Origin of the sequence: Leclercia pneumoniae (assembly GCF_017348915.1) — a bacterium.
GTDB classification, from domain to species: domain Bacteria; phylum Pseudomonadota; class Gammaproteobacteria; order Enterobacterales; family Enterobacteriaceae; genus Enterobacter; species Enterobacter pneumoniae.
Genome location: NZ_CP071383.1, coordinates 4202028 through 4213164 on the forward strand (window position 1 = coordinate 4202028; position 11137 = coordinate 4213164).

At 55.0% G+C, this 11137-nt stretch carries 10 protein-coding genes, 2 tRNA genes and 1 rRNA gene; 3 read left to right on the forward strand and 10 right to left on the reverse strand.

The window, feature by feature from the left end; all coding sequences use genetic code 11:
- Positions 1-26 precede the first annotated feature (26 nt).
- Positions 27-917, forward strand: coding sequence for an HTH-type transcriptional activator IlvY (gene ilvY / locus JZ655_RS20400; protein WP_040078066.1), 891 nt, complete (start codon positions 27-29; stop codon positions 915-917).
- On the opposite strand, the gene ilvA is transcribed toward ilvY, so the two are convergent.
- The 6 genes from ilvA to ilvL form a co-directional block, all read right to left on the reverse strand.
- Entirely contained in the window at positions 914-2458 is a 1545-nt protein-coding gene (ilvA, locus tag JZ655_RS20405; protein WP_207292615.1) for a threonine ammonia-lyase, biosynthetic, read from the reverse strand. The genes ilvY and ilvA overlap by 4 nt on opposite strands.
- A 2-nt stretch (positions 2459-2460) precedes the next feature.
- Positions 2461-4311 (reverse strand): dihydroxy-acid dehydratase, encoded by a 1851-nt coding sequence (ilvD, locus tag JZ655_RS20410; RefSeq protein WP_207292616.1) that lies wholly within the window; start codon positions 4309-4311, stop codon positions 2461-2463.
- A 60-nt stretch (positions 4312-4371) separates the two neighbouring features.
- Positions 4372-5301: a branched-chain amino acid transaminase gene (locus JZ655_RS20415; protein WP_040078063.1), complete on the reverse strand. Its 930-nt coding sequence runs from the start codon at positions 5299-5301 to the stop codon at positions 4372-4374.
- Between the two features lie 17 nt (positions 5302-5318).
- Complete coding sequence (gene ilvM / locus JZ655_RS20420; protein WP_040078062.1) at positions 5319-5582, reverse strand: acetolactate synthase 2 small subunit; 264 nt, start codon at positions 5580-5582, stop codon at positions 5319-5321.
- On the reverse strand, positions 5579-7225 hold the full coding sequence (ilvG, locus tag JZ655_RS20425; RefSeq protein ID WP_207292617.1) for an acetolactate synthase 2 catalytic subunit: 1647 nt from the start codon (positions 7223-7225) through the stop codon (positions 5579-5581). Before ilvG ends, ilvM begins: the two co-directional genes overlap by 4 nt.
- Before the next feature lie 139 nt (positions 7226-7364).
- The gene (ilvL, locus tag JZ655_RS20430) at positions 7365-7463 is read right to left on the reverse strand and encodes an ilv operon leader peptide (RefSeq protein WP_040090233.1); all 99 of its coding nucleotides are present in this window, start codon (positions 7461-7463) and stop codon (positions 7365-7367) included.
- Between the two features lie 340 nt (positions 7464-7803).
- Here ilvL and JZ655_RS20435 point away from each other — a divergent pair, with 340 nt between their 5' ends.
- A complete protein-coding gene (locus tag JZ655_RS20435; protein ID WP_207292618.1) occupies positions 7804-9324 on the forward strand; it encodes a YifB family Mg chelatase-like AAA ATPase in 1521 nt (506 codons plus the stop codon).
- Positions 9325-9348: 24 nt separating this feature from the next.
- Here JZ655_RS20435 and JZ655_RS20440 read toward each other — a convergent pair whose 3' ends face one another.
- On the reverse strand, positions 9349-9687 hold the full coding sequence (locus JZ655_RS20440; RefSeq protein WP_040078058.1) for a MaoP family protein: 339 nt from the start codon (positions 9685-9687) through the stop codon (positions 9349-9351).
- Between the two features lie 88 nt (positions 9688-9775).
- Between JZ655_RS20440 and hdfR the strand changes: the two genes are divergently transcribed.
- Positions 9776-10627, forward strand: a complete 852-nt coding sequence (hdfR, locus tag JZ655_RS20445) for an HTH-type transcriptional regulator HdfR (RefSeq protein ID WP_172657828.1) — start codon at positions 9776-9778, stop codon at positions 10625-10627.
- A 100-nt stretch (positions 10628-10727) separates the two neighbouring features.
- On the opposite strand, the gene JZ655_RS20450 is transcribed toward hdfR, so the two are convergent.
- The 3 genes from JZ655_RS20450 to rrf all read right to left on the reverse strand — a co-directional run bounded on the left by JZ655_RS20450 (position 10728) and on the right by rrf (position 11103).
- Positions 10728-10803: transfer RNA gene (locus JZ655_RS20450), tRNA-Trp, on the reverse strand.
- 51 nt (positions 10804-10854) lie between these two features.
- A tRNA-Asp gene (locus JZ655_RS20455) sits at positions 10855-10931 on the reverse strand.
- 56 nt (positions 10932-10987) lie between these two features.
- Positions 10988-11103, reverse strand: a 5S ribosomal RNA gene (gene rrf / locus JZ655_RS20460).
- Positions 11104-11137 lie beyond the last annotated feature (34 nt).

Below are 11137 nucleotides of genomic sequence, written 5' to 3' on the forward strand. Positions count from 1 at the left end.
CAATATAAAAAGGGCGGGTGAAATCAATGGATTTACGCGATCTGAAAATGTTTCTCCATCTGGCGGAAAGCCGCCACTTTGGCCGCAGCGCGCGGGCGATGCACGTCAGCCCCTCCACGCTCTCGCGCCAGATCCAGCGTCTTGAAGAGGACCTCGGCCAGCCGCTATTTGTACGCGATAATCGCACCGTTACGCTCACGGAAGCGGGCGAAGAGTTGCGCGTTTTTGCTCAGCAGACGTTATTACAGTATCAGCAACTGCGACACACCATCGATCAGCAGGGCCCGTCACTTTCAGGCGAACTCCATATTTTCTGTTCTGTGACGGCGGCTTACAGTCATCTGCCCCCCATTCTGGATCGCTTTCGCGCTGAACACCCTTCGGTAGAGATCAAACTCACCACCGGCGATGCGGCCGATGCGATGGAAAAAGTGGTGACCCGTGAGGCCGATCTGGCGATCGCCGGCAAACCGGAAACCCTGCCGGGCGCGGTGGCATTCTCAATGCTCGAGAACCTGGCCGTGGTGTTGATTGCACCGGCGCTGCCGTGTCCGGTGCGAAATCAGGTATCGGTGGAAAAACCCGACTGGTCAACGGTGCCGTTTATCATGGCCGACCAGGGGCCAGTGCGCCGTCGCATCGAACTCTGGTTCCGTCGGCAAAAAATCAGCAATCCGTCGATTTACGCCACGGTGGGCGGCCACGAGGCAATGGTTTCAATGGTGGCACTAGGCTGCGGCGTGGCGCTGCTGCCGGAAGTGGTGCTGGAAAACAGCCCGGAGCCGGTGCGCAACCGCGTGATGATTCTCGAACGCAGTGATGAAAAAACGCCGTTCGAACTTGGCGTGTGCGCACAAAAAAAGCGGCTGCATGAGCCGCTTATTGATGCGTTCTGGAAATTACTGCCGGGCAGTTAACCCGCCAGGAAGAAGCGGAACGCCGGGTTATGGGTCTCGTCATGACAGTCATAACCCAGTTCGTTCAGACGGGTTTCGAAATCCGGCTCGTGCTCGCCCAGTTCAAACGCCGCCAGCACGCGGCCATAGTCGGTGCCATGGCTGCGGTAGTGGAATAGCGAAATGTTCCAGTGCGTGCCCAGCGTATGCAGGAACTTCAGCAACGCGCCGGGCGATTCCGGGAATTCGAAACTGTACAGACGCTCCTGCAGCGGCTTCGATGGACGCCCGCCCACCATGTAGCGCACGTGCAGTTTGGCCATTTCATCGTCAGAAAGATCTACTACGCTGTAGCCACCTTCGTGCAACAGGTTGAGGATCTCTTTGCGCTCCTCCAGACCCCGGCTCAGGCGAACACCAACAAAAATGCAGGCGTCTTTCGCATCGGCAAAACGGTAGTTAAACTCCGTCACCGCACGGCCACCCAGCAGCTGGCAGAACTTGAGGAAGCTCCCCTGCTCTTCCGGAATGGTCACCGCCAGTAACGCTTCACGCTGCTCACCCAGCTCGCAGCGTTCGGAAACGTAGCGCAGACCGTGGAAGTTGACGTTAGCGCCCGAGAGCACGTGAGCCAGACGTTCCCCGCGAATGTTGTGCTGCGCGATGTATTTTTTCATTCCCGCCAGCGCCAGCGCGCCGGACGGCTCCGCCACGGCGCGAACGTCCTCGAACAGATCTTTCATCGCCGCGCAGATAGCGTCGCTATCAACCGTGACGATATCGTCGAGATATTCCTGACAGAGACGGAACGTTTCATTGCCAATGCGTTTGACAGCCACCCCCTCGGCAAACAGCCCGACCCGCGGCAGGTCAACGGGATGTCCGGCCTCCAGCGCCGCTTTCAGGCAGGCCGAGTCTTCCGCTTCAACGGCAATCACTTTGATCTGTGGCATTAGCTGTTTGATTAGCACCGCCACGCCTGCCGCAAGTCCGCCACCGCCTACCGGCACGAAGACGCGGTCGAGGTGGGCATCCTGCTGCAAAAGCTCAAGCGCCAGCGTACCCTGCCCGGCAATCACCATCGGATGGTCGAACGGCGGGACCCAGGTAAAACCCTGCTGTTGTGCCAGTTCAATCGCTTTGGCTTTCGCTTCATCGAAATTCGCACCGTGCAGCAACACCTCGCCACCGAAGCCACGTACGGCATCGACTTTGATGTCAGCGGTTGCCACAGGCATCACAATCAAGGCTTTCAAACCCAGACGCGCCGCAGAGAACGCAACCCCCTGGGCATGGTTACCCGCCGAAGCGGTGATCACACCACGCGCTTTTTGCTCTTCGGTTAGCCCGGCCATCATGGCGTAAGCGCCCCGCAGCTTAAAGCTGTGCACCGGCTGCCGATCTTCACGCTTCACCAGAATCACGTTATCGAGGCGCGAAGAGATCTTTTCCATCTTCTGCAGCGGCGTGACCTGCGCGGCTTCATAGACCGGTGCACGTAGCACCGCCCGGAGATATTCCGCCCCCTCGGGGGCGGCAGACAGGGGTTGTGAGTCGGCCATCATTAGCCCCCGAGTTTCGATTTATCGCGCACTGCGCCTTTATCTGCACTGGTGGCCAGGGTCGCGTAAGCACGCAGAGCAAAGGAGACTTCGCGTTGGCGATCTTTCGGCGTCCAGGCTTTCTCGCCGCGAGCTTCTTGCGCTTCACGACGTGCGGCAATCTCCTGATCGCTCAGCTTCAGCTGAATACCGCGGTTCGGGATGTCGATTTCAATCAGATCGCCATCTTCAATGATCGCGATGTTGCCGCCGCTTGCCGCTTCTGGTGACACGTGGCCGATAGAGAGCCCGGACGTCCCGCCGGAGAAACGACCGTCGGTGATCAGCGCGCAGGCTTTGCCAAGCCCCATGGATTTCAGGAAGGTGGTTGGGTAGAGCATCTCCTGCATACCCGGACCGCCTTTTGGCCCTTCGTAACGGATAACGACCACGTCGCCTTCTACGACTTTGCCACCGAGGATAGCGTCTACTGCCTCGTCCTGGCTTTCGTAGACTTTGGCAGGGCCGGTAAATTTAAGGATGCTGTCGTCCACGCCTGCGGTTTTTACGATACAGCCGTTTTCTGCAAAGTTACCGTAGAGCACCGCGAGCCCACCGTCTCTGCTGTAGGCGTGCTCCAGCGAGCGGATACAGCCTTCTGCGCGATCGTCATCCAGCGTATCCCAGCGGCAATCCTGCGAGAAGGCCTGCGTGGTACGGATACCCGCCGGCCCTGCGCGGAACATCTTTTTCACCGCCTCATCTTTGGTCAGCATCACGTCGTACTGTTCCAGCGCCTCTGGCAGCGTCAGCCCCAACACGTTTTTCACGTCGCGGTTCATCAACCCGGCGCGATCCAGCTCGCCGAGGATACCGAGAACCCCGCCCGCGCGGTGGACGTCTTCCATATGGTATTTCTGGGTACTTGGCGCCACTTTACACAGCTGTGGCACTTTGCGGGAAAGCTTATCGATATCGCTCATGGTGAAGTCGATTTCGGCTTCCTGTGCGGCAGCCAGCAGGTGCAGAACGGTGTTAGTGGAGCCACCCATGGCGATATCGAGCGTCATGGCATTTTCAAACGCCGCTTTACTGGCGATGTTGCGCGGCAGTGCGCTGGCGTCGTCCTGCTCGTAGTAGCGTTTAGTCAGCTCAACGATACGTGAACCCGCATTAAGGAACAGCTGTTTACGATCGGCGTGGGTCGCCAGCAGCGAGCCGTTACCCGGCTGGGACAGGCCAAGCGCTTCGGTCAGACAGTTCATGGAGTTCGCGGTGAACATACCTGAACAGGAGCCACAGGTCGGACAGGCCGAACGTTCTACCTGATCGCTCTGCTCGTCAGAGACTTTCGGGTCCGCACCCTGAATCATGGCATCAACAAGGTCAAGCTTGATGATTTTGTCGGAAAGCTTGGTTTTACCGGCTTCCATTGGGCCGCCAGAGACGAAGATCACCGGAATATTCAGGCGCAGGGAGGCCATCAACATCCCTGGAGTGATTTTGTCACAGTTAGAGATACAGACCATGGCGTCGGCACAGTGGGCATTCACCATGTACTCCACCGAGTCGGCAATCAGCTCACGCGACGGCAGTGAATAGAGCATGCCCCCGTGGCCCATCGCGATACCGTCATCGACGGCGATGGTATTGAACTCTTTCGCCACACCGCCCGCAGCTTCGATCTGTTCGGCGACCAGTTTACCGAGATCGCGCAGGTGTACGTGACCCGGAACGAACTGGGTAAAAGAGTTCACCACGGCGATAATCGGTTTTCCAAAATCGGCGTCGGTCATCCCGGTGGCGCGCCACAGCGCGCGGGCACCAGCCATGTTGCGGCCGTGGGTGGTGGTGGCGGAACGATACTTAGGCATGCTTTATTTACTCCCGTCTATCTTGTAAATGGGACGGTGCGTGCCGTCCCATAGTGATGCTTATGGATTAACCTGATCCAACCAACCGTATTTATCTTCTGTTTCGCCGGTGAAGAGACCAAAGAACGCTTCCTGAATACGCTTGGTCACCGGACCACGGCGGCCTTCGCCAACCTGGATCCCGTCAACGCTGCGTACCGGTGTAATTTCTGCGGCGGTACCGGACATAAATATTTCATCCGCCAGGTACAGGGATTCACGAGAGAGAACCTGCTCACGAACCTCGATCCCCAAATCCTGCGCCAGCTTGATAATGGCATCGCGGGTGATACCCGGCAGTGCCGAAGAGGTAAACGGCGGCGTGAAAAGAATACCGTCTTTCACTTCAAACAGGTTTTCGCCAGCGCCTTCGGAGATGTAGCCGTTCACATCCAGAGCGATCCCTTCCTGGTAACCGTGGCGACGCGCTTCGCTGCCCACCAGCAGAGAGGAGAGGTAATTGCCGCCCGCTTTGGCCGCGGTCGGAATGGTGTTAGGTGCGACACGGTTCCATGAGGAGACCATGGCATCGATCCCCTGCTCTAGCGCTTCTGCGCCCAGGTAAGCTCCCCAAGGGAACGCCGCGATGATCACATCAGTGGTATAGCCGGCCGGCGGGTTCACGCCCATACCCACATCACCCACAAATACCAGCGGGCGGATGTAGGCGCTGGTCAGGTTGTTTTTACGCAGAACCGCGCGGCAAGCTTCCATCAGCTCATCAACGCTTTGAGAAACAGGGAATCGATAGATTTTGGCTGAATCACGCAGACGCTGCATATGTTCGCGATGGCGGAACACCACTGGACCTTTGTGTGAGTCATAGCAGCGGATACCTTCAAACACAGAGGTACCGTAGTGCAGCGCGTGGGACATCACGTGGACCTTCGCGTCCTCCCAGCGAATCATCTCACCATTGGACCAAATGTAATCAGCTTTTTTCGTGGTCATTTTTCTTCCTATTGCGCTCAGGCGCGGATTTGTTGCGATGTGGTTGTGCTCTGGCAGATGGCGACATGCGCGACGTCGACCAGTTTACTTAGCTGGCTAAACAGTAATTCGACAGGCCGTGGACTGGCAACGGTCAATTCGATATTTATGTTCTGTGCATCCGTTGCGGTTTCCATATTCATCGAGCATATCTGAAAGCCCCGATGGCGAACCACGCGTAAAACACGTTCTAACGTTTCCGGGTTGAAGCGAGCCTGCACGGCGACCTGATGTTGCATCATGATAATTTCTCCAGCATTTGTGAGTTACTGGCGCCAGGCGGCACCAACGGCCAGACATTCTCAAGCTCGTCGATTGAGACATGAAGCAGGTACGGCCCTTTGCAGGACAACATGGTGTCGAGCGCCGCTTCAACCTGGTCTTTACGGGTGATGTGCTGGCCTGGAATGCCAAACGCGCTGGCCAGAACAAGGAAATCGGGATTGTCGGTAAGGGTCGTTTCGCTGTAGCGCTCCTGGAAGAAGAGCTGCTGCCACTGGCGGACCATGCCTAAACGCTGATTATCAAGCAGTACGATCTTGACCGGTAACTGCTTACGTTTCACCGTGCCCAGCTCCTGCACGTTCATCATGAACGAGCCATCACCGGAGATGCAGATAACAGTATCGTCTGGACGTGCGACCTGTGCGCCAACGGCAGCGGGCAGACCGAAGCCCATCGTGCCTAATCCACTCGAAGTGATGAAATTCTCCGGGCGAGTGTATGTCATATGCTGGGCCGACCACATCTGATGCTGACCGACATCCGTCGTCACTACGCTGTCTGCTGGCTTGCGATCCGACAGCTGTTTTAACAGCAAAGGGGCATAAATGGCGTCGCCGGGATGGTCGTAACGCCAGGCGTGCTCACGGCGCATATCCGCTGCATGCTGGCGCCACGCGTCGATATTGAGCGGTTGTTGCAACGCCGGTAACAGGGCATTGAGGTCGCCCTGCAAAGCAACGTGCGCCTGACGCAGTTTGTTCATCTCTGCCGGATCGATATCCATATGAATCACTTTGGCATTGGGGGCGAAGGTATTCAGCTTGCCGGTAACACGGTCGTCAAAACGGGCCCCTACAGCGATGAGCAGGTCACACTCTTGCACCGCCAGGTTCGCCGCTTTGGTACCGTGCATGCCCAACATGCCGAGATAGTACGGATTATCTGCATCGACAGCGCCCAATCCTTTGAGCGTACAGGTGGCCGGCATTTGCGTGACGGCGAGAAACTCACGCAGCGCGGGAACCGCCTGGGCCATGCCGACGCCGCCGCCGACGTAGAGCATCGGTTTTTGCGCCTGAGCCAACATGTGAAAGGCTTCTTTCACTTCGGCGTGTGGTAAAACATCGGCGCTTTCAACGGTGGAGAAATGCGGTTCCAGATCGCCCAGGGCCACCTGGATATCTTTCGGGATATCGACCAGAACCGGCCCAGGTCGACCCGAGTTTGCCACTTCAAAGGCTTCAGCCATCACGCGCGGCAACTCTTCCAGGGACTGAACAAGGAAACTGTGTTTGGTGCAAGCCAGCGATAACCCGAGCACATCCACTTCCTGGAAGGCGTCGGTACCGATGAAGGGAGAAGCAACCTGACCGGTGATAGCAACAACGGGAACGGAGTCGAGCAGCGCATCGGCCAGGCCGGTGATCAGGTTGGTTGCACCAGGCCCCGATGTTGCCATGCAAACACCGGTTTTTCCGGTAGAGCGGGCGTAACCAATGGCCGCCATCGCTGCTCCCTGCTCGTGTCGGCACAACAGATGTTCCACGCCGCCGTCATACAACGCATCATAAATCGGCATAATTGCGCCACCCGGGTAACCAAAAACGGTCTCGACTCCCTGTGCACGCAACGCATGTACTACCCACTGTGCCCCATTCATAGTTACTTCCCCGTCGTAAATCGGGAGAAACAGAATTTTATGCTAAAACCCATAATCTGCTCCTCACTTATATTTTTTGGCCATAAAAAAACCCCCGGACCTTTCGGTGCGGGGGTCTTAGTTCGTTAAGGCTTGATTTTTAAGCCTTTCCTCGTCCAAGTGCAGCCCCGCACGGTGGGATAATAATCACCACCACGCTAATCACGACCAGGCTAATCACTCGTAGAAGGGTTGTCATTTTTAGTTCTTTAAGCTTCTTGTTCGAAGGAATACCTAAAGAGTTATCACAGATTCGCTCTGTATCACAAGATTTTTTTATTACGCTATTTTTTATGCGACAACGAATTTAGTTAAAAATCATTGTTTTTTATCACAAAAATAGAAAATGAATTATTTTCATTTTTTTGACCAAATTTCGTTTAAAAAGAAAAATGATGACTTTTTGCGGCGGCTGTTCCAGTGCATTGCAAGTATTGCATCCACGTAAAGAAAATTACGAATCGTGCGCGCAAAGAGAGCAATCATCCGTAATTTGGCAGCGATCGTAATGGCATAGTACACCTTTAAGGTGGGTGTCTATGTCATTGTCGGTTGTTTACACGCGTGCGGCGTTAGGGGTAAAAGCGCCGCTCATTTCTGTTGAAGTGCATCTGAGTAATGGGCTTCCGGGGCTGACCCTGGTGGGTCTATCGGAAACCACCGTTAAGGAGGCCAGAGACCGGGTACGCAGCGCGATTATCAACAGCGGTTATACCTTTCCGGCAAAGAAAATCACCATCAACCTCGCCCCTGCGGATTTACCTAAAGAGGGAGGGCGATACGATTTACCTATCGCTATTGCGCTTCTCACTGCGTCTGAGCAGCTCTCTGCATCACGTCTGGGTCATTACGAGTTTGTGGGTGAACTGGCCCTTACAGGCGCGTTGAGAGGGGTTCCAGGTGCAATATCCGGTGCAATCGCAGCGCTGAATGCTGGTCGGGAGATCATCGTCGCTACCGATAATGCAGCAGAAGTCAGTCTTATCGAGCAGAAAGGCTGCCTGGTCGCGGGGCATTTACAGGAGGTCTGCGCCTTCCTGGAAGGGAAACATCAGCTGGCCGAGCCCGAGCCGGTCCCCTTTTCCACCGAGCCTGAATCAAATGATATCAATGATATTATTGGCCAGGAGCATGGCAAGCGCGCCCTCGAGATCACCGCGGCTGGCTCGCATAATCTCTTGCTCATTGGTCCTCCGGGTACAGGAAAGACCATGCTTGCCAGTCGGCTGAATGGACTGTTACCGCCGCTGAGTAATCATGAAGCTCTGGAAAGCGCAGCGATTATTAGCCTCGTCAATGCCAGCTCTCTGCATAAACAGTGGCGTAAGCGCCCGTTCCGCGCACCACATCATAGCGCCTCGCTGGCGGCCATGGTGGGAGGTGGTTCTATTCCGGCTCCCGGCGAGATCTCGCTGGCCCATAATGGCATTCTTTTTCTGGATGAGCTGCCAGAGTTTGAGCGACGGGTGCTTGATGCTCTGCGAGAGCCTATTGAGTCAGGGCAGATCAATATCTCCCGCACGCGCGCAAAGATAGCGTATCCGGCCCGTTTTCAGCTGATTGCAGCGATGAATCCCAGTCCGACAGGACACTATCAGGGTCAACACAATCGCTGCACGCCAGAGCAGACGTTGCGCTATCTGTCGCGGCTGTCCGGCCCTTTTCTCGACAGGTTTGATTTATCTCTGGAGATCCCTCTGCCGCCGCCAGGGCTGCTTTGCCAGATGCAGAAAACGGGAGAGGACAGCGCGACCGTGCGGAAAAGGGTCATGGCGGCACAGGGCACGCAAATGGCGCGGCAAAACAAACTCAACGCCCATCTTGATAACGCCGAGATACGCCGGTTTTGTCAGCTGGAAGCAGAAGATGCAAAATGGCTGGAGGAGACGCTTACTCGCTTCGGTCTTTCCGTTCGGGCCTGGCAGCGCCTGCTGAAGGTCGCACGCACGATTGCCGATCTGGAGAAATGTTTGAATATTGAACGAAGGCATCTGCAGGAAGCGCTGGGCTATCGTGCCATCGACAGGTTATTACAGCACTTACAAAAGATGCTGACCTAAAAAAGGGGCCGTAGCCCCTCTCATTTAGTCGTCTGAATCGGTGTAATCTTCTGCACCTTCCATCTGTGGCTTGCCACCAGACAGGGTGTGGAAACGCTTAGGACGCTTAATACGTGCCATGTACTTGATCCATACACGTTCCGCTTCTGTTACAGGCTCGCGCTCGCCACGACAAACGGCAACGAACAGCGTCTCTTCTTCAGTCGCAGGTTCACGTTTTCCCAGATCCAACTCGTTAAAAGCATAACCATGGCGCTCAAGCAGTTGTGCCTCTTTGATGGTGAAATCACCATGACGAGAAAATCCGCGTGGATAATTTTTGTTGTCGAAAAAACGATTAATAGTCGTAAAGCTTTCCGCCATCCTACACGCTCCTATATCTTTGGCCGAGCTATTTATGGCGCGGAGTATTAGTTACGCTTGACAGAGTGTAAAACAAAACATTTAAATCATAACGACAAATTATTTTGCGGAGAAAACCGTGGATACGGAATTGCTAAAAACTTTTCTCGAAGTGAGCAGAACGCGACACTTCGGTCGCGCCGCTGAAGCGCTTTACCTCACTCAGTCGGCCGTCAGCTTTCGTATTCGACAGCTTGAAAACCAATTGGGCGTCAATCTGTTCACTCGTCATCGCAATAACATTCGCCTGACGACGGCAGGAGAGAAGTTACTGCCCTATGCTGAGACGTTGATGAATACCTGGCAGGCTGCGCGTAAAGAGGTCGCGCATACCTCGCGGCATAACGAGTTCTCTATTGGTGCCAGCGCTTCACTGTGGGAGTGTATGTTAAGTCCGTGGCTTAACCGTCTCTATCGTTCACATGGTCACCTGCAATTTGAGGCGCGCATTGCGCAACGGCAGTCTTTGGTTAAGCAACTCCATGAAAGACAGCTGGATCTGCTTATCACCACCGAAGCACCGAAAATGGACGAATTTAGCAGCCAAATACTTGGTCAGTTCACGCTGGCGCTTTACGCCTCTGAACCTGCGGTCATGAAAAGCGACCTGAATTACCTGCGATTAGAGTGGGGGCCGGACTTTCAGCAACATGAAGCAGGGTTGATCACTGCCGAAGACGTGCCTCTTCTGACGACCAGTTCGGCAGAAATCGCCTGTCAGCAACTCGCACTGCTGAAAGGCTGCACCTGGTTGCCGCAACGATGGGCAAGTACCAAAGCGGGGTTACATACAGTGGCCGATTCGGCGACGCTTCAGCGTCCGCTATATGCTATTTGGCTACAAAATAGCGATAAGCAAGGGCAGATAAAAGATCTTCTAAAAATCAACGTGATGGACTAATGAATCGGGTTAGCAAGGATGCTAATGAGAGCCTGTGTTGAGGGAAAGAGGAGGATTTGCAGGCAAAAAAAATCCTTTGCCGTAGCAAAGGATTCTTATATGGCAGGGGCGGAGAGACTCGAACTCGCGACACCCGGTTTTGGAGACCGGTGCTCTACCAACTGAGCTACGCCCCTAAATTTTCTTACCATTAAGCCTGCTTATAAAGCAGGCTTAATTTGAATAAGTGGCGGAACGGACGGGACTCGAACCCGCGACCCCCTGCGTGACAGGCAGGTATTCTAACCGACTGAACTACCGCTCCACCGTATTCTTTTTGTAACCACCGGGTTAGTGCACCGGCTTACTACTTAATTTGATGCCTGGCAGTTCCCTACTCTCGCATGGGGAGACCCCACACTACCATCGGCGCTACGGCGTTTCACTTCTGAGTTCGGCATGGGGTCAGGTGGGACCACCGCGCTAAAGCCGCCAGGCAAATTCTGTTAAATCTGTATCACAGCTGAAAAT

Excerpts from the sequence above, each read along its gene's own strand:
- ilvY (WP_040078066.1), top strand. The coding sequence starts at position 27 with ATGGATTTACGCGATCTGAAAATGTTTCTCCATCTGGCGGAAAGCCGC.
- ilvA (WP_207292615.1), bottom strand. The coding sequence starts at position 2,458 with ATGGCCGACTCACAACCCCTGTCTGCCGCCCCCGAGGGGGCGGAATAT.
- ilvD (WP_207292616.1), bottom strand. The coding sequence starts at position 4,311 with ATGCCTAAGTATCGTTCCGCCACCACCACCCACGGCCGCAACATGGCT.
- JZ655_RS20415 (WP_040078063.1), bottom strand. The coding sequence starts at position 5,301 with ATGACCACGAAAAAAGCTGATTACATTTGGTCCAATGGTGAGATGATT.
- ilvM (WP_040078062.1), bottom strand. The coding sequence starts at position 5,582 with ATGATGCAACATCAGGTCGCCGTGCAGGCTCGCTTCAACCCGGAAACG.
- ilvG (WP_207292617.1), bottom strand. The coding sequence starts at position 7,225 with ATGAATGGGGCACAGTGGGTAGTACATGCGTTGCGTGCACAGGGAGTC.
- ilvL (WP_040090233.1), bottom strand. The coding sequence starts at position 7,463 with ATGACAACCCTTCTACGAGTGATTAGCCTGGTCGTGATTAGCGTGGTG.
- JZ655_RS20435 (WP_207292618.1), top strand. The coding sequence starts at position 7,804 with ATGTCATTGTCGGTTGTTTACACGCGTGCGGCGTTAGGGGTAAAAGCG.
- JZ655_RS20440 (WP_040078058.1), bottom strand. The coding sequence starts at position 9,687 with ATGGCGGAAAGCTTTACGACTATTAATCGTTTTTTCGACAACAAAAAT.